At 42.3% G+C, this 25370-nt stretch carries 23 protein-coding genes; 8 read left to right on the top strand and 15 right to left on the bottom strand.

Annotated features, from left to right (window positions below):
• Positions 1–11 precede the first annotated feature (11 nt).
• Positions 12–614 (top strand): porin family protein, encoded by a 603-nt coding sequence (locus tag IDJ76_RS04025; protein ID WP_191160948.1) that lies wholly within the window; start codon positions 12–14, stop codon positions 612–614.
• Between the two features lie 69 nt (positions 615–683).
• Here the strand turns inward: IDJ76_RS04025 and IDJ76_RS04020 are convergent, their stop codons facing one another.
• From IDJ76_RS04020 to IDJ76_RS04000, 5 genes are all read right to left on the bottom strand, one after another.
• Positions 684–1790, bottom strand: coding sequence for a DUF3667 domain-containing protein (locus IDJ76_RS04020; RefSeq protein ID WP_191160946.1), 1107 nt, complete (start codon positions 1788–1790; stop codon positions 684–686).
• Positions 1791–1865: 75 nt separating this feature from the next.
• Positions 1866–3125: a nucleoside permease gene (locus tag IDJ76_RS04015; protein WP_191160944.1), complete on the bottom strand. Its 1260-nt coding sequence runs from the start codon at positions 3123–3125 to the stop codon at positions 1866–1868.
• Positions 3126–3296: 171 nt separating this feature from the next.
• Entirely contained in the window at positions 3297–3899 is a 603-nt protein-coding gene (locus tag IDJ76_RS04010) for a bifunctional nuclease family protein (RefSeq protein WP_191160943.1), read from the bottom strand.
• Between the two features lie 25 nt (positions 3900–3924).
• Positions 3925–4902 carry an electron transfer flavoprotein subunit alpha/FixB family protein gene (locus tag IDJ76_RS04005; RefSeq protein ID WP_191160941.1) on the bottom strand — a complete coding sequence of 326 codons (978 nt, stop codon included), beginning with the start codon at positions 4900–4902 and terminating at the stop codon, positions 3925–3927.
• 27 nt (positions 4903–4929) lie between these two features.
• Complete coding sequence (locus IDJ76_RS04000) at positions 4930–5667, bottom strand: electron transfer flavoprotein subunit beta/FixA family protein (RefSeq protein WP_191161226.1); 738 nt, start codon at positions 5665–5667, stop codon at positions 4930–4932.
• Positions 5668–5746: 79 nt separating this feature from the next.
• Between IDJ76_RS04000 and IDJ76_RS03995 the strand changes: the two genes are divergently transcribed.
• Positions 5747–6091 carry a tetratricopeptide repeat protein gene (locus IDJ76_RS03995; RefSeq protein WP_191160938.1) on the top strand — a complete coding sequence of 115 codons (345 nt, stop codon included), beginning with the start codon at positions 5747–5749 and terminating at the stop codon, positions 6089–6091.
• A gap of 11 nt (positions 6092–6102) precedes the next feature.
• Positions 6103–7302, top strand: a complete 1200-nt coding sequence (chrA, locus tag IDJ76_RS03990) for a chromate efflux transporter (RefSeq protein ID WP_224746174.1) — start codon at positions 6103–6105, stop codon at positions 7300–7302.
• A 65-nt stretch (positions 7303–7367) separates the two neighbouring features.
• Here chrA and dnaB read toward each other — a convergent pair whose 3' ends face one another.
• On the bottom strand, positions 7368–8930 hold the full coding sequence (gene dnaB, locus IDJ76_RS03985; RefSeq protein ID WP_191160936.1) for a replicative DNA helicase: 1563 nt from the start codon (positions 8928–8930) through the stop codon (positions 7368–7370).
• Positions 8931–9214: 284 nt separating this feature from the next.
• Between dnaB and rlmB the strand changes: the two genes are divergently transcribed.
• A complete protein-coding gene (rlmB, locus tag IDJ76_RS03980) occupies positions 9215–9991 on the top strand; it encodes a 23S rRNA (guanosine(2251)-2'-O)-methyltransferase RlmB (protein ID WP_224746173.1) in 777 nt (258 codons plus the stop codon).
• 66 nt (positions 9992–10057) lie between these two features.
• Here the strand turns inward: rlmB and IDJ76_RS03975 are convergent, their stop codons facing one another.
• Positions 10058–11143, bottom strand: coding sequence for a mannose-1-phosphate guanylyltransferase (locus IDJ76_RS03975; RefSeq protein WP_191160934.1), 1086 nt, complete (start codon positions 11141–11143; stop codon positions 10058–10060).
• A 242-nt stretch (positions 11144–11385) separates the two neighbouring features.
• Between IDJ76_RS03975 and recQ the strand changes: the two genes are divergently transcribed.
• On the top strand, positions 11386–13578 hold the full coding sequence (gene recQ, locus IDJ76_RS03970) for a DNA helicase RecQ (RefSeq protein WP_191161220.1): 2193 nt from the start codon (positions 11386–11388) through the stop codon (positions 13576–13578).
• A 108-nt stretch (positions 13579–13686) separates the two neighbouring features.
• The gene (locus tag IDJ76_RS03965; RefSeq protein WP_191160932.1) at positions 13687–14259 is read left to right on the top strand and encodes a GNAT family N-acetyltransferase; all 573 of its coding nucleotides are present in this window, start codon (positions 13687–13689) and stop codon (positions 14257–14259) included.
• A 35-nt stretch (positions 14260–14294) separates the two neighbouring features.
• On the opposite strand, the gene IDJ76_RS03960 is transcribed toward IDJ76_RS03965, so the two are convergent.
• Both IDJ76_RS03960 and IDJ76_RS03955 read right to left on the bottom strand, forming a co-directional pair.
• Complete coding sequence (locus IDJ76_RS03960; protein WP_191160930.1) at positions 14295–16193, bottom strand: OmpA family protein; 1899 nt, start codon at positions 16191–16193, stop codon at positions 14295–14297.
• A gap of 39 nt (positions 16194–16232) precedes the next feature.
• Positions 16233–16856, bottom strand: coding sequence for a 7-carboxy-7-deazaguanine synthase QueE (locus IDJ76_RS03955; RefSeq protein ID WP_191160928.1), 624 nt, complete (start codon positions 16854–16856; stop codon positions 16233–16235).
• Positions 16857–17019: 163 nt separating this feature from the next.
• Between IDJ76_RS03955 and IDJ76_RS03950 the strand changes: the two genes are divergently transcribed.
• Positions 17020–17781 carry a Rho GTPase-activating protein gene (locus tag IDJ76_RS03950; RefSeq protein WP_191160926.1) on the top strand — a complete coding sequence of 254 codons (762 nt, stop codon included), beginning with the start codon at positions 17020–17022 and terminating at the stop codon, positions 17779–17781.
• A 113-nt stretch (positions 17782–17894) separates the two neighbouring features.
• Here IDJ76_RS03950 and IDJ76_RS03945 read toward each other — a convergent pair whose 3' ends face one another.
• The 4 genes from IDJ76_RS03945 to IDJ76_RS03930 form a co-directional block, all read right to left on the bottom strand.
• Positions 17895–18776 (bottom strand): bifunctional 5,10-methylenetetrahydrofolate dehydrogenase/5,10-methenyltetrahydrofolate cyclohydrolase, encoded by an 882-nt coding sequence (locus tag IDJ76_RS03945; RefSeq protein WP_191160924.1) that lies wholly within the window; start codon positions 18774–18776, stop codon positions 17895–17897.
• Position 18777: 1 nt separating this feature from the next.
• Positions 18778–19464: a hypothetical protein gene (locus IDJ76_RS03940; protein WP_191160921.1), complete on the bottom strand. Its 687-nt coding sequence runs from the start codon at positions 19462–19464 to the stop codon at positions 18778–18780.
• Between the two features lie 5 nt (positions 19465–19469).
• Positions 19470–21257: a translation elongation factor 4 gene (gene lepA, locus IDJ76_RS03935; protein ID WP_191160920.1), complete on the bottom strand. Its 1788-nt coding sequence runs from the start codon at positions 21255–21257 to the stop codon at positions 19470–19472.
• A 66-nt stretch (positions 21258–21323) separates the two neighbouring features.
• Complete coding sequence (locus IDJ76_RS03930) at positions 21324–22952, bottom strand: hypothetical protein (protein ID WP_191160917.1); 1629 nt, start codon at positions 22950–22952, stop codon at positions 21324–21326.
• Between the two features lie 229 nt (positions 22953–23181).
• Between IDJ76_RS03930 and IDJ76_RS03925 the strand changes: the two genes are divergently transcribed.
• Positions 23182–23394 (top strand): helix-turn-helix domain-containing protein, encoded by a 213-nt coding sequence (locus tag IDJ76_RS03925; RefSeq protein WP_191160915.1) that lies wholly within the window; start codon positions 23182–23184, stop codon positions 23392–23394.
• A gap of 94 nt (positions 23395–23488) precedes the next feature.
• On the opposite strand, the gene IDJ76_RS03920 is transcribed toward IDJ76_RS03925, so the two are convergent.
• Together IDJ76_RS03920 and IDJ76_RS03915 are read right to left on the bottom strand one after the other, a co-directional pair.
• Positions 23489–24013, bottom strand: coding sequence for a DinB family protein (locus IDJ76_RS03920; RefSeq protein ID WP_191160913.1), 525 nt, complete (start codon positions 24011–24013; stop codon positions 23489–23491).
• A gap of 55 nt (positions 24014–24068) precedes the next feature.
• Positions 24069–25370: a DEAD/DEAH box helicase gene (locus tag IDJ76_RS03915; protein ID WP_191160911.1), complete on the bottom strand. Its 1302-nt coding sequence runs from the start codon at positions 25368–25370 to the stop codon at positions 24069–24071.

Genomic DNA, 25370 nt, shown 5'->3' with positions numbered 1-25370 from the left:
ATTAAATCCTTATGAAAAAATTATTCCTTGCCTTATCGATATTGGCTGCGACAGCTACAGCATCACAGGCACAAGTGTTACCAAGCTTTCAGATTGGTGTAAAAGGTGGCGTTAACTTAAGCAGCCTGTCAAATTCGACCAGCACGTTTAACAGCAGCAACCGTGCAGGTTACCTGGGTGGTTTATGGGCACGTTTTGGCGCTCTGGGCTTTAACTTTCAGCCGGAAGTATACGTAACGAGTAAAAACGTCGATATTAACAACAGCACGCAAACTATCTCTTCTGCAAAGTTTACCAGTATTGATGTGCCACTATTATTTGGTGGCAAAATTGGTGCTTTTGGCTTAGGTGGCCGGTTTTATGCAGGCCCGCTTTTCTCATTCGCTATCGATAAGAAGAATAATTTCGGTACTGCTGTAAGCAGTGCTACAAGATTCGACTATAAAGATTCGAACGTTGCGGTTACAGCGGGTGCCGGTATCGATATACGTAAAATCTCTATTGATCTTCGCTACGAAGCCGGTTTAACCAAACAAAACTATTACGATGGTTCAACAAATTACAAAACCCGCGTAAGTCTCTTTAATCTAACTTTAGGTTACGCATTTTTGTAGTTAATAACATAATACTAGAAAAAAGGTCCCGTGCAGCAATTTGCGGGACCTTTCTTATTTACGTAGAATTTATGCTGCTGTAATTGCAACAAACAGTAACATCAACACGAAACAAAATCCGAATAAAACACTATACATAATGCCAACGCCTATTAACTTACTCACGGTACGCCAACGGCTTCTTTTATACACCACCCTGAATGAGCGGTAGATATACCAATTGATAATAATTGTAGATATTATTCCAACCCAGCCCATTACACCATCCCAACTATCGGGTACTATCAAAGCCAGCAGCGTTGTAAACGTCAAATACAAAAACACAAAACAATGCAGGTGGATAGCATAGATCATGTGTTCCACATAAAATTTGTGGTTGTTCCAAAATGCCAGTTTTAATATTAATGCAAATAAGGGCAACAGTAAAAACATCATTTTTGGGGCGTTATGCTTTAGTCCCTCAGTAATTATCTCCTTAGCGTTCGTACCATGACTGCGCCACTTAATATTATTCTTGACCAAATATCGCACGAGTGCCCCATCGCGTTTGTGGGTAGGTAACTTGCTTTGACGTGCTAAATAACCGCTGTAGGTAGTGTCGTTAGGGTCGTCACTAAAAAAGGCAAAATCTTCGCTTTTACTACCGTATGATGACTTCTTTTTGAGCGAATCCTTTTTTATATCTGCCAGGATTTCTTTGCGGAGTGTATCCGGTATAAATGGGCTGATCCTTCGTTTTATACCCTTCTTTTGCTTTTCGCTTAGCTCAGGGTTTTGATCGGTGCCTTTATCGATAGCCTTTTTTGTTTTTGAAGTGCTTGTTTGTTCACTTTGTTTAACATCTCTTTCATGAAACAGATCATTTTTTTTATTTTGAAAGAAGATTAAAAAAAATACCAAACTAATGAAGATGTACATCTTAACCGGGTGCAGATAATGAGCACGGCGGCCCGCAACATACTTATTGGTAAGCTTACCCGGTTCAAAAAGGAGTGGCTTAAGCGTTTGAAAAAACTGATCGTCGAAATGGAAGTAATCGCTTACGGCATGAATAAGCATGTGGCCAAAACTCTCTTTCATCTGCAGGTTTTCCTGGCCGCAGTTAGGGCAAAATTTACCTTCTAAAATAGTACCGCAGTTAAGGCAGTCGTTTTCTTTCCGGTAATGTTTTTTCATGTGATTGTGATAGATAGGTTTTCAGACGGATATTCAAGTCATTATAAGTCGTTGGTCTATATCTCCTTTAGCTGACTAAGCATGTTGAATGGCATGTTTTAGCGCAGCATTATGCTTATATCTGAATACAAAGGGGAAGATAATGGCTATGATGAGTGCGTAAGCCGAAAAGCTTAACCAGATGCTGTGCCAGTCTTTAGTTTGATCGGCATTGGTAAAAAACCTATCGATCACGAAGCCGCTGATCCGGCTGCCGAAAAACGCACCGAAACCATTAACCATCATCATAAACATCCCTTGCGCACTGCCACGTATCTCAGGTGAGGCCTGTGTTTCTACAAATAAGGAACCTGAGATATTGAAAAAGTCGAACGCCATGCCATAAACGATACATGAAAGGATGATCATCCACAAACCACCTGCCGGATCGCCAAGGGCAAACAAACCAAAGCGTAACACCCAAGCCAACATACTAAACAGCATTACATATTTTATACCGAACCTCCGTAAGAAGAAGGGTATAGCCAGGATAAACAAAGTCTCGGATATTTGCGAAATAGACATGATGATGGCCGGGTATTTTACAGCTATCGTGTCCTGATAGGCAGGTATTTTAGCAAAATCGTGCAGATAGGTATCCCCATAAGCGTTAGTTAGCTGCAGTGCGGCACCTAATAGTAAGGAGAATATAAAAAAGATAGCAAACTTTGGCGTTTTAAATAAAGCGAACGCGTTCAAGCCCAGCAAATTAGCAAACGATTTATTACCGGTACGCACAGCATAAGGTCTGCACTTAGGTAAGGTAAAGGAGTACAAGCCGAGCAATAATGACACGCCCGATGCGATATAAAACTGATTGGATGAAGTTTCGTTATGGGTTAAACTCACTGCCCACAACGCTACGATAAACCCTACCGTACCCCAGGTGCGGATAGGAGGATATTCCTTTACCACATCAATACTTTGATTTTTTAGTGCCGAATAAGCTACTGTAATAGAGAGTGATAAAGTGGGCATGTAAAACATCATGTTAAGCAGTATTACCCAAAAAAATGTGCCCGGGTCTTTTACCATTGGCAGGCTAAACAACACGCAGGCACCTAATATGTGCATAATGCCATAAAGCTTTTCTGCATTGATAAAACGATCTGCAATAATACCGGTAATCGTAGGCATAAATATAGATGCGATACCCATGGTTGAGAAGATAGCCCCGAACTGCGCGCCAGACCAATGTTTGTTTTGAAACCAGTAAGCCCCGATGGTGAGCAGCCACGCTCCCCAGATAAAAAATTGCATAAAATTCATCAGTATTAAGCGGAACTTAATATTCATACAGCGCGGGTTTGAAACAATTTACAGTTGATAAATTAAAAAACGAAAAGTAACGAAATATTGCGAAACGGGGAAACTATAGTTTGAGTAACTAATAGTATTACAGAATAAAATAGCTTATTCTGTAATAAATCAGCTTAACTAATAAATTTAAAGATTTTCTGAGATATTTTAAGACGATTTTCGTTTGGTTAACTCATCGCGTATCTTGGCTGCTTTTTCATAGGCTTCGTCTGCCAGGGCCTGCTGCAAACGGGTCTTCAACTCATCATCACTTATTGATGTAAAACTTCCCGCTGCCGATGCCGTCTGGGTTTTCTCTTCCGTATTTTCGTTGATGTTTTCCAGGTAAACAAAGTCGTTACCCTCTATCACAATTCCTGCGGTAGATAGGATGAATTCATAAGTGTAGATAGGGCAGTCAAACCGCACCGATACCGCAATGGCATCAGAGGTACGCGCATCTATCTCGACAGACTTTTTACCATCAAAGCAAATCAGTTTGGCATAAAAAATCCCGTCGACCAGGTTGTAAATAACTACTTCCTGCACTGTAATATTAAATGCCTGCCCCATGCTTTTGAACAGGTCGTGAGTGAGGGGGCGGCTGGGGGTCATCTTTTCAATCTCTATCGCTATGGCTTGTGCTTCAAAGCTGCCTATGATAATAGGCAACCTGCGGCGGCCGCTAACTTCGCCCAAAACCAGGGCATACGCACCAGACTGTGTTTGGCTATAGGATAGGCCCACAATGTCCAGCTTAATTTTCTTCATATCGTTACCCATCACAAACCTTATTTTAAGCTGATGCTTTATATTCTTTAACTGCTGCAATTAATTTAGGCAGTACCTCAAATGCGTCGCCAACAATACCGTAGTCGGCCACTTTAAAAAACGGCGCTTCGGCATCTTTGTTTATCACAACAATCACTTTTGATGAACTTACCCCGGCAAGGTGCTGAATAGCACCCGAAATGCCTATCGCAATATACAAATTTGGACTGACAGCTATGCCTGTTTGCCCCACATGTTCGCTATGCGGGCGCCATCCAGAATCAGATACGGGTTTAGAGCAAGCAGTAGCCGCGCCAAGCAGGTCTGCCAATTCTTCGATCATATCCCAATTTTCCGGACCTTTCAGACCACGACCGGCCGATACAACTATCTCAGCATCAGGCAACGAAACCTTGTCAGTCGCACGTACTATATCCTTGATCATCGCTGTAAAATCAGATGCTTTTGTCTCGATATTAAAATCTTCGACAGGGGCGGTTGTACCGCTTTCAACTACTTTATAAGCGTTTGGCGCAAGCGCGATAATCTTATTTTGTGATGTTAATTCAACAATGGCAAAGGCTTTGCCGGAGAAAGCTGTCTTTTTCACGGTGAACTTGCCGCCATTTTGCTCTGGCAGTGCTACAGCGCCATCGGCAACACCGGCATCTAATTTAACACCTAAACGCGGTGCAAGCCCACGGCCGCTGAATGAATTTGATATTACAACTATATCCGCACCATTAGCTTTTGCAGCTTCCGCAATAACCGAAGCGTAGGCCTGGTTAACAAAGTTCTTTAACTTGTCATTGGCTACATTAAGCACTTTTTCGGCTCCATACTTACCTAAAACGGCTAATTCATCATTAGCGACATCACCAATAGAAATGGCGATTAAATTAGTACTGTTCTGATCGGCAATCGCTTTGGCGTAAGACAACGCTTCGAAAGTTGATTTCTTAAACTTGCCGGCTGCGTTTTCCGCATATATTAAAACTGACATACTCTTGTTCTTCTACGTAAATAAAAATTAAATAACCCTTGCGTGCGTGTGCAATAATTCTACCAGTTTGGCCGGGTCATCGGCAGCAACAAGGTTAACCTGCCCGCGTGGGGCCGGGGTCTCAAAGCTGACGATCTCTGAATTATTTTGTACCTCAACCGCTTCAACAACGGTAAGCGGTTTGGTGCGGGCGCTCATGATACCGCGCATGTTGGGGATCTTTGGTTCGGCAACACCCTCGGCGCAACCCGCCACAAAAGGGAAAGGGATAGTTAATACTTCTTTACCACCTTCAATCTCGCGCTCAACTGTAGCTTCTGTATCAGCTGCATCTAACTTTTTAATGATCGATACTGATGGCAGATCCAGTAACTCACCTAACATACCGGCTACCTTTGATCCATTGTAATCGATAGATTCTTTACCGGTCAGAATTAGGTCGAAAGGGTTGGCTTTCACATACTGGGCTATCTGGTAAGCCACAAACCAGGCATCGTGCGGTTTGGCGTTAATACGTACCGCATCGGTAGCGCCAATAGCCAGCGCCTTGCGGATGGTAGCATCGGTATTGGCTTCGCCTACATTAATAACGGTAACTGTACCATTGCCGCCGTCGGTTAGTTCAATGGCACGGGCCAGGGCAATCTCATCCCAGGGATTTAATATAAACTGAACACCGTTGGTATTAAATTGGGTGTTATTATCAGTAAAAGTTATTTTTGTCGTAGTATCAGGAACATTACTGATGCATACCAGTATTTTCATCATTATAATTGGTTTATAGTATAACAGGTAGTTGTTATTATGACTGGTACAAATTTAGTTAAAAAAGAGAGAGATTAAAATGGAGATAAGCAGATTAGATAAGCTGTTGGCGTTTTTAGAGAATGAACCTGAAGATGAATTTTTGAAATATGCACTGGCCACGGAGTATTTGCGACTTAACGATACCGGCAAGGCTTTAGGTTACTATGAAGACCTGGTAAACAACCATCCCGGCTATACCGGCACTTATTATCACCTTGGTAAACTGTACGAAGCGCTTGGCCGTAAAGATGATGCGCTTTCAATTTACGAAAAGGGTATCGAGATCACCAAATCTAAGCGGGATATGCACGCTTTATCTGAATTGCAGGGCGTTTACATGAACCTGAAGGGTTTTGACGACGACGATGATGACGACTATTAATCGCTAATCATTTGAAAAGCAGGCAGCTGTTATTTATCCGAGATGTATCTCTGTATACATTTACCGCATTTGGTGGCCCGCAAGCCCATATCGCGGTTTTGCTGCGCGAATTTGTAGAGAAACGGCGCTACATTACCGAAGAAGAGTTGATGGAACTGAACGCGCTATCTCAAATCATGCCCGGCCCTTCATCTACACAAACCCTGGTGGGGATTGCCTGGAAGGTGGGCGGATTGCGGTTAGCCATCTTAACTTTTCTGATCTGGATCTTGCCGTCAGCTGCTATTATGTGTGCAGCGGCGATCAGTTACAAAATGTTTGCCGATAAGGATAAGTTTACGGCTATACTCCGCTATATACAACCTATGGCGGTTGGTATAGTGGCTTACGCTACTTACGCCTTTGCACGTAAGTTTTTGAAGAGCAGGATAACCATGATGCTGGCAGTTGCATCGCTAGTTGCCACCCTTATTCTTCAAAATCCTTACGCTTTTCCTATACTGATTTTATTAGGTGGCATCGTGTCATCAGCACTGGAAACGCAACAGCAGGAGAATGAATTGAGGGTTAAACTTTTTGCCAACACCAACCCTAATAAGGTGGCATACTTTATAGGTATCCTTTTGTTTTTTGCGGCATTGGGCGCTCTCATTAACCGCACATCACCGTTTAGCCTGCCCATCCGTTTATTTGAGAATTTTTATCGCAACGGCATCCTGATCTTTGGTGGCGGGCAGGTATTGGTACCGCTGATGTACACGGAGTTTGTGGATTTGAAGCATTACTTAACCAATTCGGAGTTTTTATCGGGTTACGCCTTACAGCAGGCTTTGCCGGGCCCAACATTTGCCTTTACATCATTTGTAGGCGGCATTACTATGGGCAATAAAGGTTACGGGCTTGCCGGGCAAATAGCAGGCAGCCTCGTAGCGGTTATCGGTATAAACCTGCCGGGGTTAATACTGATCCTTTTTATTGTTCCATTTTGGAACGATCTCAAAAAAATAACACGGATAAAAAATTCCCTCAGCGGAATTAATGCCGTGGCTGTGGGTTTTATGGCGACAGCGTTTATCCAATTGATGCGACCGTTCGGTTTAAACTATATGGCTTACGGTTTAATGGCCGCTACATTTTTACTTTTGAATTTCACCAAAATAAAAGCCCCATTTATCATTGTGATAGGGGTGGTATTGGGATTAGTTCTATAAACCAAAAGCCTGGCTGCTAACCGGGCTCTATCTTGTATCTTGATTCTAATATCTTTTTTCTGGTCTTAAAACGGAGCTTCGTCTTCCATATCATCCATCCGAGATGGGCGGATAATAAAGTTGCTCGGCTTGCTTTCAAAATCAGCAGATGGGTTGATGCCTGCAAATGCGGCCCCCGGCGCAGGGAAGTCTCCCATGCTTGGTTCCAAATCCTGGAATTTTACATACTTACCTACAAAGCGAAGCCTTACCTTACCTGTTTCACCGTTACGGTGTTTGGCAATAATGATCTCGCCAACACCTTGTGTTGGGTTATTATCCTCATCCACATCCAGTCCGTAATACTCGGGGCGGTAAAGGAATAATACCATATCTGCATCCTGCTCGATGGAGCCCGATTCACGTAAATCTGACAGCATCGGGCGTTTAGAACCACCCGGCCTGTTCTCAACCGCACGGCTTAACTGCGATAGTGCAATAACCGGGACGTTCAATTCTTTAGCAACAGTTTTTAGTGCGCGTGATATACTACCAATTTCCTGTTCGCGGTTACCGCCGCCTTTACCATCGGCCTTACCCTGCATTAACTGCAGGTAATCGATGATGATCAGTTGGATATCGTGCTGTGCCTTTAAACGGCGGCACTTGGCCCGGAACTCGAATATATTTAATGATGGGGTATCATCGATAATTAACGGCGCCTGCTCTAAGCGGCCAATCTTGGAGTGGATCTGCTGCCATTCCCATTCTTCTAAAGTGCCCTTACGGATCTTTTCCTGCTCTATCTCCGTTTCGCCGGAGATCAAACGATTCACTAACTGTACAGACGACATCTCCAGCGAGAATACGACAACCGGCTTAGCAAAATCAACAGCGGCATTACGGGCACAACTTAAAACAAAAGCGGTTTTACCCATTGCCGGGCGGGCAGCTATGATCACCAGATCTGACGGTTGCCAGCCCGATGTCATTCTGTCTAGGTCTGTAAAGCCTGAAGCAACCCCGGTTAACCCATCTTTTTTATCTTTTAGTGCCTCAATATCTTTCAAAGCCTGGTGCACCAGATCATCCATCTTTCTTGAATCGCGGCGTAAGTTGTTCTGAGCAATTTCAAAAAGATTTTTTTCAGCCTTATCTAAAAGCTCCAGTACATCACTTGTATCTTCATAAGCATTATTGATCACCTCTGTCGAGATCCGAATCAATTCGCGCTGAATGAATTTTTGGATAACGATACGGGCGTGGTACTCAATATTTGCCGCCGATGCAACGCGGTTGGTCAGTTCAGTTATATAATATGCCCCACCGATCATCTCTAACTCGCCCTGCTGGCGTAACTGCGCTGTAACGGTTAGGATATCTACAGGCGATGTTTTTTCGAACAGGGTGTGAATAGCCTGGAAGATCTTTTTATGCGCCTCCACATAAAAAACATCGGGCTTCAGTACGTCAATCACCGATGAAAGGGCATCTTTTTCGAGCATTAGCGCACCCAAGATGGCTTCTTCCAAATCAACAGCCTGCGGTGGTAATTTACCTAAACCGGCGGTTGGGGTAGGGTTAGTTAGACGGCTTCTGCGGTCGTTAGTATTAGCTTTGTAATTAGGGGCGTCGTTCTCGAAAATCATAACGAACAAAAATATACAAAATATGCCCGAACGGTGCGCTTTTAAGTTAACATAGTGTATTGTGTTGATAACTAAAACTTAATCAGGACTATAAATTTTGGGATATATAATTAACAACCTATGTGCATAACCTGTTTATAAACGTCATAACTTGCTGACAGCCATACCATGTTAATAACGTTTTTAAGTGTTAATTGGATGAGGCGGTTTTATAACCATTACTACCTTTATGTATGTAAAGCACTTAATATTCCCTACTTTTGGCGAAATAATTTTATTACGAAATGGCATATAATTCTAAACCTCCACCACGCGAAAGCAATCAGATGGTTTTTGGTATAAGAGCAGTGATTGAAGCGATATTGGCAGGTAAAGAAATTGAGGCTTTGTACATGCAGCGCGGCCTGGGCGGTGGTTTGCTTACCGAACTTAAAGACGTACTAAACGAATACCAGATAACGGGACAACAGGTGCCGGTTGAGAAACTCAACCGCATCACCATGAAAAACCACCAGGGGGTTATCGCGTTTATATCGCCCATCATTTATCAAAAAATAGAGAACATTATTCCCGAGGTTTTTGAAAGGGGAGAAGTGCCACTGATTTTAGTACTGGACAGTATTACCGATGTACGTAACATGGGCGCAATTGCCCGTACGGCCGAATGCGCCGGTGTGCATGCTATTGTTATACCTGTAAAAGGTTCGGCGCAAATTAACCCTGATGCTATCAAAACATCGGCAGGGGCTTTGTACAAAATTCCGGTTTGCAGGCATGATAATTTTATGCAAACGGTTAAATTTTTGCAGGAATCGGGTTTGCAGTTGGTTTGCTGTACCGAGAAAACCAATGACTATATCTACAGCCCTGATTATACCGCACCTACGGCCATTATTATGGGATCTGAAGAAGACGGCATCCGTAACGAGATCATCCGCATTGCCGACCACCTGGCAAAGATCCCGATGTTTGGTGAAATAGAATCGTTGAACGTATCCGTATCTACAGGGGTGATATTGTATGAGGCGATTAGGCAACGTAGCACGGCTGCAGTTAGTTAGTGAATGGTGATTAGAGATTAGTTCTTTTAACCTAATCTCTAATCACAAATATCCGATCGCTAAAAGTTAAATATATTTCGTACCAAATTTACTTTTTACATCAGCAACAACCTGCTTGATATTTTGCTCCTGATCGCGCGGGCAAACGAGCAGGGAGTTGTTTGACTCTACTACGATGTAATCATGCAAGCCCTGTAAAATCACCAGTTTATCGCCCGGTACGTTTACCATGCAGTTGCTGCTATCATACATAATCACTTTCTCTGAAGGGATAACAGCGTTACCTACATAATCCTTATCGGCCAATTGATAAATAGATGCCCAGGTACCCAGGTCGCTCCATCCAAATTCTGATGGCAATACATATACGTTGGCCGCCTTTTCCATAATACCATAATCTATGGATATATTGATACAGCGCTGATAGATCTTGTGTACAAAACTTTTCTCCTCGTCGGTATTATACACACCGCGCGCCTCTGCAAATATCTCGTGCATCTCTGGCAGGTAGCTGTCAAATGCAGCAACAATGGCCTTTGCCGACCATACAAAAATACCCGCGTTCCAAAGGAAATCACCGCTTTGGATAAACGTTTTGGCAATATCTACAGTAGGCTTTTCCGTAAAGGTTTTCACCTTATGAAATTCATCATTAATTACCTGGTCGGTGTATTGAATGTAACCGTAACCTGTATCCGGTCTTGATGGTTTAATACCCAAAGTAACCAGGCATTGCTTTTCGGTAGCAGTTTTTAAAGATTTTTCAATTGCGGTCACAAAGGCAGCTTCATCCAATATCAGGTGATCTGAAGGAGCAACAACTATTGCTGCATCCGGGTTCATGCTTTCTATTTTAAAGCAGCCATAAGCTACGCAAGGCGCAGTGTTACGCATTACCGGTTCTGTTAGTATCTGCTGATCGGCCATGTCAGGTAGTTGCTCTTTTACAAGCCCGGTGTAGCTTTCGTTGGTGACAACAAAAATATTCTCTTTAGGGCAAACTTTCAGGAAACGGTCGTAGGTGTTTTGGATCAGTGTTTTGCCAGTGCCTAATATGTCTATGAATTGTTTAGGATGCGAGGTACGGCTTATTGGCCAAAAACGACTACCAATTCCGCCTGCCATAATTATGGCATAATAATTTTTATTCATTGTATAAAGTAAGAATTTTTATTTGGCAAATTCAACGCTAAAGATGTGCATTAATTTGTAAAGTTTATATTAAGTAAAACTAAATATCCCTTCATAGTTTTTACCCTGAATAAAGCACTAAATAAACAAAATTGTTTTTAAAGAAATAATCATTTTAATATAAAATTTTTAACTAAACACTGCGTTTATTTATAAATTTTTGTTATTTTGAACCATAATTTCAAACGCACAAGTAAATAATGATAGAGACTAAGAAGTCGCTTTTTGATAATCTGCAGAATTTCTTCGGGTTTGATAACTTTAAAGGTGAACAAGAAGCGATTATAACTAATATTTTAGCAGGTAACGATACGTTTGTTATTATGCCTACGGGCGGTGGTAAATCAATGTGTTACCAGCTACCTGCACTGATGAGCGAGGGCACTGCGATAGTGATCTCTCCACTAATAGCCCTGATGAAAAATCAGGTTGATCAATTGAGGGCCTTCGGTGGCTCGGATAGCATTGCCCATTTCTTAAATTCGTCGTTAACAAAAGCGGATATTTTAAGGGTTAAAGAAGATGTTTTGAGTGGTAAGACCAAGCTACTTTATGTAGCCCCAGAGTCGCTTACGAAGCAAGAAAATGTAGATTTTTTAAGGCTTAACCAAGTTTCGTTCGTAGCGGTAGATGAGGCCCACTGTATCTCTGAATGGGGGCACGATTTCAGGCCTGAATATAGAAAGATACGGCAGGTGATTAGTAACATTGGCGATAATATCCCAATTATTGCTTTAACAGCAACCGCAACCCCTAAAGTACAGCAGGATATTCAAAAGAACCTGCAAATGAATAACGCCACGGTTTACAAATCATCCTTTAACCGGGCTAATTTGTTTTATGAGGTTAGGGCCAAACGTACGGCTATAAAAGAAATAGTAAAGTTTGTTAAACAAAACCAAGGAAAATCGGGCATTATCTATTGCCTGAGCCGAAAAAAAGTTGAGGAAGTTGCCGAAGCGCTAAGCTTGAATGGCGTTAAGGCTCTTCCTTATCATGCCGGGTTAGATCCAAAAGTACGTGCCGATACGCAAGACAAGTTCCTAATGGAAGACGTTGACGTGATTGTTGCTACCATTGCCTTTGGTATGGGTATCGACAAACCCGACGTTCGTTATGTAATACACCACGATATGCCTAAAAGCATGGAGGGTTACTACCAGGAAACCGGCCGTGCCGGCCGTGACGGTGGCGAAGGTGTTTGTGTGGCCTTTTACTCCGGTAAAGATATTGACAAGTTGCAAAAGTTCATGAAAGATAAACCGGTTGCCGAACGCGAAATTGGCACCCAGATCTTGAAAGAAGTTATAGACTATGCCGAATCATCCGTATGCCGCCGTAAACAGCTTTTACACTACTTTGGCGAGAACTTCAATGAAGCCGGCTGTAACTGCATGTGTGATAATTGCAGCGCACCCAAAACTCATTTTGATGGCGAACTGCACCTGCACAAAGCGCTAAGCCTGATTAAGCTAATTGGCGAAAAATTTGATGATTGCCACATTATCAATATCCTGATGGGTAAGGATGATGCACAGGTAAAAAATTACGAGCATGATAAGCTTGATTATTTTGGATCAGGCAAAGAAGACGGTGAAAATTTATGGAACTCGTTAATGAGGCAGGCCTTGCTAAATAATTTCCTGGCTAAAGATATTGACCATTACGGTCTGTTGCACCTCACCAAATCTGGCAATGCGTTCATAGATAACCCTTACAGCATCCGTTTTATCCTGAATAGGGAAATGGGCCCAACCGATGAAGATGAGGTTGAAGATGGGCCTAAACAAGCCGGTGGTGCCTTAGATACAGCCTTGCTGCTGATGTTGAAAGACCTGCGTAAAAAGCTGGCAAAGCAAAAAGGATTACCGCCGTTTGTGATCTTTCAGGATCCGTCGTTAGAGGAGATGTGCACGCATTATCCTATTAACACAGAAGAATTGAAACAGATCTCTGGTGTGGGCGCCGGTAAAGCTTTGAAATTTGGTGCGCCGTTTGTTGATCTGATAGCGAAATATGTGGAGGACAATGATATTGACCGCCCTATTGACATGGTGATTAAAAGTGCTGCTAATAAATCGGCACTCAAGGTGTTTATCATTCAAAACATCGACAGACATTTAAACCTGGACGATATAGCGGCTTCAAAAGGCTTAACGTATGAAGAGATCCTTAAAGAGGTTGAGACCATTGTAAATTCGGGCACAAAACTAAACCTCAACTATTACATCGATGAAATGATTGATGAGGATAAGCAGGAAGAAGTTTACGATTACTTTAAATCTGCCGAGGTTGATTCTATCGATGACGCCTTGATAGAGTTAGGATCTGACGATTACACGCGCGAGGAAGTACAATTAATGCGTATCAAATTCCTCTCAGAAGTAGGGAATTAAGTTAATTCATAAAGTTGAAAGTCCGGATCTAAAAGTAACCCCACTTTTAAATCCGGACTTTTTTATGATTTCTTTTATTGATGATTTACTATAAATAAGATATTTATAATGAACAAGGTACTATCAGCCATTATTCTTCAGCCTGCCGTATCAGATACAGATTTCAAAGAAATCATTGAGCTACAAAGAGAAAATCATTATAAATCGTTAAACGCGCAACAGCAGCAAGAGCAAGGATTTGTTTTTGCCGAACATACGATAGGCATGCTAAAACTAATGTCGGCTAAGATACCACAGCTTGTCGCGTTGCACGAGGGCAGAGTTATTGGTTATAACCTGGCTATGACGGCAACTATGGAAACCGATCTCCAAAGTTTAGAACCCATGTTTAGAGAGTTTCATAAAACCTTATACAAAGGGAGAGTACTAACCGATTATAATTTCTTTGTAGGCGGCCAGGTTTGCGTAGCCAATGATTTCAGGGGTTTAGGGTTGTTAAATAAATTATATCATGCTACTGCTGACGCTGTAAATGGAATTTATGATCTCTGCGTCACGGAGATATCTTTCATAAACAATCATTCACTTAAAGCTCATCAAAAAATGGGTTTTGAAATTGCAGGCAGCCATATCGACGATTTTGGAGGTTGGTATGTAGTTGTTTGGGATTTAAGGGCATAGGCGCCTATGCCTATCCATTAGAATATTTCCGCAAATTACTTCGCTGTGATCTTAAATTCCGTGCGCCTGTTCCTGCTGCGGTTTTCATCTGTAGTGTTAGGTACAATTGGATCGGATTTCCCATAGCCTTTGAATACCAACCTGCCTGAATTTATAGCGTGATTTATCAGGTAGGTATGCACCGCCTTTGCACGATTTTCTGACAGTACTTGGTTAACCTGCTCATTGCCCACATCATCGGTGTACCCCGATATTTCTATCCTTACTGTTTTATTGAGTTGTAAAAATTCAACCAGTTTGCCCAACTCTGTTATCGATTCGGGCTTCAGGTCGAATTTATTGGTATCAAAAAATATGTTTTTCAGTATCACTGTTCCGCCAATTTCGATAGGGGATAGCGAAACGGAAATATTAAAAGCGGTTTTTACGTTGTGATTAATTAGTGAGAAATTGTCCGAATAGAATAAATAGCCTTCTTTTGAAATATTTAGTGCATAATTTTTTCCTGCTGCTATGGTGGCTAAAAACTCACCGCCGTCTTCAGAGCTATAATCCTGGTAAACAGGTGCGTTACTTTGCAAGTCGATGATTTCTACTGCCGCCTCTAACGGCTCCTTACTTTTGCCATCAAACACCTTTCCCTTAACGTATGTGACCATATTGGGCCTAACATTTACAGGCAGCTGGAACGTATATATATCATATCCACCAAAGCCTTTTAAATTATTGGATGCGAAAAAAGCGTACTCTCCGTTGGCTGTAATAGTTAAGCCATTTTCGTCGCCGCTGGAGTTGATGGGGTAGCCCAGGTTCTCCGGTCGTTTCCATTTTCCGTCAGGCCCCAACCGACTTACAAAAAGATCCTTGTTGCCCAATCCAGGCCAGCCATTACTACAAAAGTAAAACGTGCTATCATCCGGGTGGATAAACGGTGATTGTTCATCGTATGCGGTATTAATTTCAGGGCCCATATTCTCGGGGTTACCCCAGCCTTTTTCAGTCAATTTCGATTTCCAGATGTCGTAGCCACCATAGCCGCCTTTGCGGTTGCTCACAAAATAAATGGTGCGGCCATCGGCACTAATAGAAGGTTGCGCCTCCCATCCGGCCGTATTTAAGGGCGCACTTAAACTGAACGGTTTACCCCAGTCATTACCTTTCTTCTGCGCGATGTAAATATCACATCGCCCTAAACCATCGGGGCGGTTGCAACCTGTAAAAAACAAAAATTTGCCATCCTGCGATATGGACTGCGCCCCCTCGTTGTATTGCGGGGTATTTATCATACTACTCAGGTATTCAGCTTTTTGCCAACTGTTGTTTAAGTTATCGCTTTTATAAAAGTCTTCGTTATTATTTATTTTACGGGTAAATATCAAAGTACTTTCATCTGCCGTGGCAGTGGGTAAATACTCATCGTCTGCAGTGTTGATCTCGCCACCCATATTAACAGGTTTAAACGCTACCGGATGTGTTAAAGCTACCAGACTAAACTTACAATCGTTTATTAATTTTTGGGCATAAGCGATGTTCTGCGTGGTCACATCGGGGTAAGTAAGGTATTTTTCGAGATGAGTTTTGGCGTTAGCATATTGCGATTCCGTAATTTCAGAATCGCCTAATTTTAAATATACGGCCCTGTTAAAGTCCGGATATAGCATAATTACCTTTTGAAACTCTTCTATAGCGAGTTTGTATTGTCGTTTCAGGCGGTATACGTCGCCCAATTCGGCGTGGGCCTCTACAAATTTACCATCTATACTGATTGCCTTTTTTAAAAGCTCGATAGCTTCCTCATACAAATGTTCATCAATACTCCGGTCGGCCAGCGCATAGTTTTTTATGGCTTCTTCATTAACGGTAGAATAATGCCTTTGCGCCGATACAAATAAAGGAAAAATGGATAGAATTATTAATGATAAAATTGTACGCATTAGTGGCTGATACGTTGATAAATACACTAAGTTACAATTTTAGGGGATATTTAAATATTTATGGGTTTGTAAAGAAATTTCCCATTGCGGGTTCGCCATAACATAGTCGACAATTAGCGGTGTCATCTCTTTATTTTTTGACCACTCGGGCTGTAAATATAACTTGCAATCGGGCCCAACCAATTTGGCATGATGCTCTGCAAAAGCGAAATCTGACTTATTAAAGATGATCACTTTTAGCTCGTGGGCTTTATCGGCCACTTGCTGGGTGGGTGCCTTAAACTTTTTTGGTGATAAACAGATCCAGTCCCAACTGCCGGACAATGGGTAGGCGCCTGAGGTTTCGATAAAGGTTTTAATCCCTCTTTGTTGCAAGCTGCTGGTCAGGTAATCAAGGTTATATATTAATGGCTCGCCACCGGTAACTACAACCGCTTTTGAAGGGTGTTTGCCGGCGTTGGCAACAATTACATCGGCAGTGGTAAGGGGATGTAATTCAGCATCCCAGCTTTCCTTAACATCGCACCAGTGGCAACCAACATCGCAACCGCCCAGGCGAATAAAATAAGCCGCCTTACCGGTGTTATATCCTTCGCCCTGTATCGTATAAAACTCTTCCATTAAAGGAAGCAATGTGCCGTCGTCCGGAACCTGATGTGCCATAATAGGGCGCAAAGGTAAGGCTTTGGAGCGTAAAGCAGAAAGGTAAAAGCATAAAGCACCAAAACCAGGCTAAAATTGACATTTTAACAATAAAAAAATGTATGGTTGACAGATACAATTTTTTGAATATAATTCGCTATAATTACCTTTAAATTAATGCAATATGAAAAAACTATACTTCGCGGTCTTATTTTTTGTATTGGCTGGCCTAAGTTCATGCGTTGATATTGAAGAACGCTTTGATTTTAAACCAGATGGAGCCTGCAACGTTACTTATGGCTTTGACATGGGTAAGGCAGTATCGGTATTAATGAACCTAATGACCGACTCGGTTAGGGCCACCCCGCAATTTGCCTTAGTTAAAGATACCACCCTTAATTTTTACAGCGCCCTACCCGACAGCATGGCGCAAAAGATGACCATTAATGAAATGAAGATGGCGCAAGGTAGCGACCTATCAATCAAAATGGACCTGAGTAAAAATATTATGAAGGTAAGCATTAGGCATGAGGCAAAGAATATTGATGACCTGCAATATTATCTGGCTCATCTGAGCAGTATATCAATGAATAACCAGCTAAACAGCTTTGCCAAGCTAAATGCAGTGAAGAACTTTGATGCGCAGCCACTGATAACAGGGCAGAGTTATTACAACTACGATATTACACCACACAAATTTTACCGGATTATTGATAAAGAAAAATTCAACACATTTTTGAAAAGCGCCGGATCAAAGTTTGCAATCGCCAAAGCGATGCTGATAGATATGCCCTACAAGGTGGTTTTGAATTTTGCCAAACCGGTTAAAAAAATCAGCAACCCCAAAGCCATCTTATCTGCCGACAGGCGACGGGTAACGCTTACAACCAGTATGGATGAAGTGATCAAAGACCCAGCAATGATGAATTTAAAGATTGATTTTTGAGGGTTGGTAAATAGTTGATGCATCATTGCGAGGAACGAAGCAATCTCTAAACTATGCAGGGCGGATTTGCTTATCGGGAGATTGCTTCGTTCTCGCAATGACGCGGTTTTACGTTAAACGTACACCTCTTTATTAGCCGAAGCTAAGGTATTCTTAAGCAAACCAATAATGGTCATTAAGCCCACGCCGCCGGGTACGGGGGTAATCCATGATGCTTTTTGGGATACACCTTCAAAATCAACATCGCCATAAAGCTTAAAGCCTGATTTTGTAACCGTTGATGTTTCCCGGTTCATGCCAACATCAATTACTACAACACCGTCTTTGACCATATCGGCTGTAATAAAATTCTTTTTGCCGATAGCAACGATCAATATATCAGCATCTAAAGTAAACTTTTTAATATCGGGTGTGCGACTGTGGCAAATGGTCACTGTGCAGTTACCCGGTGTGGTATTGCGTGCCATCAGGATGCTCATAGGCGAGCCAACAATGTTACTGCGGCCAACTACCACACAATGCTTACCTGCCGTTTCTATGCCGTATTCTTTCAGCATCAGTGTGATGCCATAAGGGGTAGCCGGGATAAACGATGGTAAGTTGCGCTGCATGCGGCCCAAATTAACGGGGTGGAAACCATCCACATCCTTTTTAGGATCGATGCGCTCTGTTACCTTTTCCGGGTCGATATGTTTGGGTAGGGGGAGTTGCACAATAATCCCGTCGATATCCTCATCAGCATTTAGTTCAGCTACTTTGGCAAGCAATTCTTCTTCGGTTACCGTATCTTCATATCGCACTAACGATGACTTAAAACCTACCTTTTCGCAGTTTTTCATCTTGCTGGCCACGTAAGTTTCGCTGCCACCGTCATGGCCTACTAATACCGCAACCAAATGCGGTTTGCGGCCGGTAGCAGCTAATATTTTAGCAGCCTCTTCGGCTATCTCAACCTTTAATTTTTCTGATACGTATTTTCCGTCGAGTAATTGCATGTTATTTCTCTTTTAAAATTGCACCAATTTTATTGCTTGCATTAATGGGATTATAACCATTGTCAATACAGGCGTGGTATAGTAATTCAGCGTTAATAATTGAATTATACATGTCGTTGATATTTGTTGACTTGTAGTTATTCACAAGATTATTGTATTTATTAGACTTAAGAGTTGCTATGATAGTAGCCGCATCTTGCTTAGTGACCACTGATTTTAAAACCTCAAGCTTTTTTTTATATGTTCTACTAATTAAAGTCGAAAAGAATTTACCCGTTAAATTCGGTATGTTAACCTCATCTAATTGCTTTTTGGTAAGTCCTTTAAATAAAGTCAATTGACCGGTTGTGTCAGCCGTTATAGTGTTGAAAGCTAAAACTTGATACCGTGTCAATGGATAGGGATCGGTAGTCAGCTGAATAGTATCTAACCGTTCAAGTTTCAGAATTGAATAACCTGATATTAGCTGATGGCTTAAAATTTTAAAATGGCTTGACGGCCGTATGTTAAAAAAAGGTTTAAAGTCGGGCGAACATTTAAATAGGTATAAAGTGTCATTAGATTGCCTGTACATTTTGGTATCATCTACAGATACCATAAAATAATCGTCATGAAAAATCCGCTGAGCATAATTATTTAGTGATATTGTTGTTAAAATAATTATTAGCAGGATTTTCTTTCCAATCATCGGTATTAATCTAATTTCAACACTGCCATAAACGCCGATTGTGGTATCTCTACGTTACCAACCTGGCGCATACGCTTCTTACCTTTTTTCTGTTTCTCTAACAGTTTACGTTTACGCGAGATATCACCACCGTAACATTTGGCAGTAACATCTTTACGTAAGGCCTTAACCGTTTCACGAGCGATGATCTTGGCACCGATAGATGCCTGGATAATGATCTCAAACTGCTGGCGGGGCAAAAGCTCCTTCAGTTTCTCACAGATCTTTTTACCAAAATCGTAAGAGTTACCACGGAAGATCAATGACGACAAAGCATCAACCGGCTCACTATTCAATTTAATATCTAAACGAACCAGGTCGCTTTGGCGGTAGCCAATCTGGTGGTAATCGAATGAAGCATAGCCTTTCGAAATAGTTTTCAGCTTATCGTAAAAGTCGAAAACGATCTCGCCCATAGGCATCTCGAAAACCAATTCCACACGGTCGGACGTTAAATACGACTGGTTTTTAATGAAACCACGTTTCTGGATACAAAGCGACATTACCGGCCCAACAAATTCAGATTTGGTAATAATGGTAGCTTTGATGTATGGTTCCTCTACACGATCTATTTTACTTGGATCGGGAAGATCAGACGGGTTGTTTACAACAATTTCTTCGTTACGGGTAGAGTAGGCCAGGTACGATACGTTGGGCACGGTGGTTATCACCGTCATATCAAACTCGCGCTCTAAACGCTCCTGGATAATTTCCATATGCAGCATCCCCAGGAAACCGCATCGGAAACCAAACCCTAAAGCAGCAGATGATTCGGGTTCGAATACCAATGAAGCATCGTTCAACTGCAACTTGGCCATAGATTCACGCAGTTCTTCGTAATCCTCGGTGTCTACCGGATAAATACCCGCAAAAACCATCGGCTTAACTTCTTCAAAACCCTGGATACCACCTTCGCAAGGGCGGGCTATGGTGGTGATAGTATCTCCAACCTTTACCTCGCGAGATTCTTTAATACCGGAAATTATATACCCTACATCGCCGGTTTTGATCACGTCTTTAGGCAGTTGCTTCAGTTTAAGGGTACCAACTTCTTCAGCTATATATTGTTTCTCGGTAGCAAAGAATTTCACCCTATCGCCTTTACGGATCTCGCCATTAACAACCTTAAAATAAGCAACAATCCCTCGGAAGGAATTATAAACAGAGTCAAAGATCAAGGCCTGCAAAGGCGCTTCAGGATCGCCGACAGGGGCGGGGACACGCTCAACAATGGCACGTAAAATATCATGTACACCCATACCGGTCTTGCCGGATGCTGCCAGTATCTCTTCGCGTTTACAACCAATTAATTCAACTATCTGGTCTTTAACTTCCTCAGGCATAGCGCCGGGCAAATCCATTTTATTCAGAACCGGGATAATCTCCAGGTCGTTCTCTAAAGCTAAGTAAAGGTTAGATATAGTTTGCGCCTGGATACCCTGTGCAGCATCAACGATAAGCAGTGCGCCTTCGCATGCGGCGATAGACCGCGAAACCTCATATGAAAAATCAACGTGCCCGGGAGTATCTATCAGGTTCAGAACATATTTCTGGCCGTCAAGCTCATAATCCATCTGGATAGCATGGCTTTTGATAGTGATACCACGCTCGCGCTCCAGGTCCATATCGTCAAGCAATTGAGCCTGGCTTTCGCGTTGGGTAATGGTATTGGTATATTCTAATAGCCTATCGGCCAGGGTACTTTTACCGTGGTCGATATGGGCTATAATACAAAAATTACGGATATGCTTCATTCAGGCGCAAAAATAACTTTTTGCGCGGATAAATTGGCATGTTAGTTAGCAATAGATAGAGAAGGATTACAGCCCCGCCTCGATAAACACGGGCGTTTCGGTAACAATCACAGGTAATTTCCCTTTTTTTGTGACAACGATCTTGCTTTCCATAGTATCTGAGCCCACTTTTAGCATATGGATAATAGCTGATTTGGCGTTGCCCAAGTCTAAAAAATATGCAGCTGTACGACCTTGTGAATCTGGCACTGTTAGCACGTAAATCGTTTTCTTGCCCGATTGAAATTTATCTACCAACGGATTGCCATTGATGGTTCCTTTGTACAAATAGCTACCCATCAGTTTATTGGTTTGCATGATATAGTCGGCTGCGGGGCGGCGTTTGATTCCTTCCGCTAAACCCGAAGTGGCATATTGCTCGCCTTTACCCGGAAAAGCATCAAATAACTGATAAAAAAACAATCGTTGAATACCGTGCCTGATATATAACAAAGACGACCGAATGATCCAGTCCCCCTGTACCAACAGCGGCGATTTGTGCAATATCGATGGCGCGTGTTGATAGCTTTCGGGGTTCACATCGTACCCTGTTTCTGTAACCCACACAGGTATGCCGTTAGCAACCTTAATAAATGAATCTGCGATACCTGCAGCTTCAGAGAACTCTGGTGCCATGCCTGTTGAAGCTTTTTTGTGCGTTAGTATACTACCATTATTTGAATATAAATGATAATTGATCACGTCAAAACAAAGATTTACCTTCCCATCGGCTTTGTAGCCGCGATTTATTTTACACCAGTTGATCATCCGCTGCACGTAGTTAGTATCAGCGGTTGCTAAACCACCCATCACTACCTGCATAGCGGGGTCGGCAGTTTTAACCCCTGCATCGCGCCCAAGTGCGCCCTTGTGCCCATCGTAAAAGGCCGATAGGTTTGCTGCGTATTCTTCGGGTGTTTGGGTGGCTTTATCACCTTTCCACCACCGGTCATTTTCGTTGCCGCACTCTATATATCTGATCAAACTCATGCCAATTTTTACCGTGTTGGGTTTATCATTATTCCAGCGCGGACGGCTATCTACTTTAACCAGCGCGGGATCTACTGCTTTATTGTAACCGTACCTTGCCGCAAACTGAAAAGCGGTACGTGCCTGTGCGATGTATGAATTTGGTTTGGTGCGATCCGAGCCATAAGGTGCAGGTACATTCTCATCATCACGCTCGTCGGCAGGGTAGGTGTTCATCATCCACACGGGCAAATTCTTCAGATCGGCTAAAACTAAGATACCTTCCTGTTGGCAACGGGTGTATATCAAATCGTAATTCCAACTGCCATTATTAGTTGGGTTATAAGTGTAATTACCTTGCGTATTTTCTAATTTGTTCCAGTTCATGTAGTGCCTAACCGCGCCAAAACTTTTAATCAGTGCCATGTTATCCTCATAAATGGAACTGTGCTCATTTGGTGTGGCAGGGTTTTCTAAAAAATTCCACTCGTAACTATTAACTCCGAACATATTTTTTAGCGGGATATTGTTTGCCGGATATACAAGCCCGCCACTACTACGCTTGACAACAACAGGCTGGTTAAGAGCAAGTTCTTTTGGCGAGGATGGCTCTGTTGCACATTGTATTAGCAGCAAGGTGACTAAGGATAATGCAGCAGCAGGAATTTTTTTTAAAAGTTTGGACATGTAAGCATCTTAACAAGGAAATATTCGGAAAAGTAAAAATAGGCATTGCTATTTCAATTTACGGTGACCAATAGAAAAACTTGAACAATTACGTTTTAAGAAAATAAATATTCAATTGATAAATTTTTTAGATAAAATTATTGCTCAAGGAAATCCGCCGGGCAATAGAAGCCGTAATTATATCAAACAGACATTTATCTATTTATAAATATCACCAATGAATTTTAATTTGAAAATCCTAATAGATACCATCCGTAACCGTAGGATAAAGATGAATTACAAACAGGAATATGTGGCTGCACGTATGGGTGTTTCACAAAATGCCTATAGCAAGTTAGAATGTGGTTACAGCCACCTAACGGTTGAAAGGCTTGTTGCTGTTTGTAAAGTTTTAGAAACGGATGTTTGCGAGATGCTTCGCCCTGCGTTAGAGTCGGCTTGATATATAAACCGCGCCTAAGCTGTAAAATAAACTATGTAAAAAGCCATCATGATAATCAGGATGGCTTTTTTGGTACAAGACTAGTTCGTAACTATTAAAACAACATTTCATTTGGTGGGGTAGCACCTTTTAAACGCAAATAAACAGTTGTTTGCCCACGGTGATGCGTTTGGTGTTCAAATCCTTTAACTAAAAGCATGCCCCTGGCAACTTTCATGTCTTTACCCATTGTTGTAATTTCGGCCAACTGGGTATCGGGCATAGCCTTAATTGTGGCAATCGCCCAATCGTAACTGTCCAACACCGCTTTGGTAACCGCTTCTTTATTCTGCGGGACGGTTTTTTCTAAAGACGTGCGGCCTATAGGGCTTTCTTTGCCTGTTGCCGTCCCAACAAAAAAGTAATCGGCATCGGCAAGGTGAAGCATTTGGCCGGCAAAGCTTCTCATTTCGGGTGTTGGTTTAAAAGCGTAGCCGTCGGCAGGCATGGCGTCTAAATAAGCTTTGGTGTAAGCTTTTGCGCGGGTCCATTCGGCTACTGATTGATCTTTAGTAATTTGGGCAAAAGCCGCTGTAAAGGCAAACGGTACCAGTACAATTAACACAAGTAATTTTTTCATAATGTTTAGGAATTTAGTGTGCTGCTAAGATAGCGCATTTTTGTAACCGCATAAACTATTGCGATATATCGATCTTGATCTTTTTGCCCTTTATCTTTTCATTCTTTACCAAACCTACCACCTTTTCAATCTGGTTTCGTTTAACAGCGGCATATGACGAGTGATCTAATACTTCTATCAAACCCAAATCCTCTTTATCCAGCTGGCCTTTTTTAAGCAATAAGCCTACAATATCTACTTTATTTATTTTATCTTTTTTACCCGCTGCGATATAAACAGTGGCCCATGGTGATAGCTTGGGGATAATTGTTTTTTCAGGTAATTGTTCAATCTCAGGTAGCTCTGATAAGTAGTCCGGTTTTTCGCCCGGGGCTAAAAGTAAATAGGAGGTGCCTTTAGCATTCATTCGCGCAGTACGTCCGTTACGGTGCACAAAGGCCTCCTCATTGTGTGGCAGCTGGTAGTGTACTACATGCTCAATTTCAGGAATATCAAGGCCGCGCGAGGCAAGGTCTGTAGTGATCAGTATCCTGTGGCTGCCGTTTCTGAATTTTAGTAAGGCACGTTCCCTGTCGTCCTGCTCCATGCCGCCATGAAAAATATCGTGCGGCAGCCCCATATCATAGAGCAAGTCGCTGATGCGCTCAACCGCATCGCGGTGATTACAAAAAACTAATGTCGGCTGGTCGCTTATCTTACAAACCAGCGCAAAAAGAGCCTCTAAGCGGTCGGCAGGCTCACAAATAACTACTTTTTGTTTAAGGTCGGGAACCGAAGCAGCATGAGTAAGAAAATCAAGTTTAACGGGGCGGTTTATACCTGTGAGAGAAGGTATCGCGTCCATTTTAGTAGCCGATGTAAGCATGCGCTTCTCTACGGACGGCAATTTCTTGATAATGTAAGCCATATCCTCCTGAAAACCAAATTCCAGCGCCTTATCAAACTCATCTAATATCAAAGTAGTTACCGTTGATGTATCGAAAGTATTGCGGCGTAGGTGGTGGCCCATACGGCCTGGGGTACCTACCAGTACCGCAGGCGGACGTGATAAATTATTCAACTCTATTTTGAGCGGGTGGCCACCGTAGCAGCAATTCACCTTAAACCCGGTGCCCATTGCCTTAAAAACTTGTTCTATCTGCAAGGCCAGTTCGCGCGACGGTACCAGTATCAAAACCTGTACCGTTTGCACATCGGCCTTTAATGTATCTAACAGAGGCAATAGAAAACCTAATGTTTTACCGGATCCGGTAGGCGAAAGCAATATCACATCGCCTTTTTTGGCTGCTTCTAACGCAGCTAACTGCATAGGGTTTAACTTTGCTATTTTAAGGTTTTGGAGTGCTTGCTGTATCAT

The organism is Mucilaginibacter glaciei, assembly GCF_014773245.1.
Taxonomy (GTDB): Bacteria; Bacteroidota; Bacteroidia; order Sphingobacteriales; family Sphingobacteriaceae; genus Mucilaginibacter; species Mucilaginibacter glaciei.
This window is presented reverse-complemented; position numbering and strand designations above follow the sequence as displayed.

What these genes read in the sequence shown, in the direction of transcription:
- IDJ76_RS04025 (WP_191160948.1), top strand. Translation starts at nt 12, where the DNA reads ATGAAAAAATTATTCCTTGCCTTATCGATATTGGCTGCGACAGCTACA.
- IDJ76_RS04020 (WP_191160946.1), bottom strand. Translation starts at nt 1,790, where the DNA reads ATGAAAAAACATTACCGGAAAGAAAACGACTGCCTTAACTGCGGTACT.
- IDJ76_RS04015 (WP_191160944.1), bottom strand. Translation starts at nt 3,125, where the DNA reads ATGAATATTAAGTTCCGCTTAATACTGATGAATTTTATGCAATTTTTT.
- IDJ76_RS04010 (WP_191160943.1), bottom strand. Translation starts at nt 3,899, where the DNA reads ATGAAGAAAATTAAGCTGGACATTGTGGGCCTATCCTATAGCCAAACA.
- IDJ76_RS04005 (WP_191160941.1), bottom strand. Translation starts at nt 4,902, where the DNA reads ATGTCAGTTTTAATATATGCGGAAAACGCAGCCGGCAAGTTTAAGAAA.
- IDJ76_RS04000 (WP_191161226.1), bottom strand. Translation starts at nt 5,667, where the DNA reads ATGAAAATACTGGTATGCATCAGTAATGTTCCTGATACTACGACAAAA.
- IDJ76_RS03995 (WP_191160938.1), top strand. Translation starts at nt 5,747, where the DNA reads ATGGAGATAAGCAGATTAGATAAGCTGTTGGCGTTTTTAGAGAATGAA.
- dnaB (WP_191160936.1), bottom strand. Translation starts at nt 8,930, where the DNA reads ATGATTTTCGAGAACGACGCCCCTAATTACAAAGCTAATACTAACGAC.
- rlmB (WP_224746173.1), top strand. Translation starts at nt 9,215, where the DNA reads ATGGCATATAATTCTAAACCTCCACCACGCGAAAGCAATCAGATGGTT.
- IDJ76_RS03975 (WP_191160934.1), bottom strand. Translation starts at nt 11,143, where the DNA reads ATGAATAAAAATTATTATGCCATAATTATGGCAGGCGGAATTGGTAGT.
- IDJ76_RS03965 (WP_191160932.1), top strand. Translation starts at nt 13,687, where the DNA reads ATGAACAAGGTACTATCAGCCATTATTCTTCAGCCTGCCGTATCAGAT.
- IDJ76_RS03960 (WP_191160930.1), bottom strand. Translation starts at nt 16,193, where the DNA reads ATGCGTACAATTTTATCATTAATAATTCTATCCATTTTTCCTTTATTT.
- IDJ76_RS03955 (WP_191160928.1), bottom strand. Translation starts at nt 16,856, where the DNA reads ATGGCACATCAGGTTCCGGACGACGGCACATTGCTTCCTTTAATGGAA.
- IDJ76_RS03950 (WP_191160926.1), top strand. Translation starts at nt 17,020, where the DNA reads ATGAAAAAACTATACTTCGCGGTCTTATTTTTTGTATTGGCTGGCCTA.
- IDJ76_RS03945 (WP_191160924.1), bottom strand. Translation starts at nt 18,776, where the DNA reads ATGCAATTACTCGACGGAAAATACGTATCAGAAAAATTAAAGGTTGAG.
- IDJ76_RS03940 (WP_191160921.1), bottom strand. Translation starts at nt 19,464, where the DNA reads ATGATTGGAAAGAAAATCCTGCTAATAATTATTTTAACAACAATATCA.
- lepA (WP_191160920.1), bottom strand. Translation starts at nt 21,257, where the DNA reads ATGAAGCATATCCGTAATTTTTGTATTATAGCCCATATCGACCACGGT.
- IDJ76_RS03930 (WP_191160917.1), bottom strand. Translation starts at nt 22,952, where the DNA reads ATGTCCAAACTTTTAAAAAAAATTCCTGCTGCTGCATTATCCTTAGTC.
- IDJ76_RS03920 (WP_191160913.1), bottom strand. Translation starts at nt 24,013, where the DNA reads ATGAAAAAATTACTTGTGTTAATTGTACTGGTACCGTTTGCCTTTACA.
- IDJ76_RS03915 (WP_191160911.1), bottom strand. Translation starts at nt 25,370, where the DNA reads ATGATACAGCAAGCACTCCAAAACCTTAAAATAGCAAAGTTAAACCCT.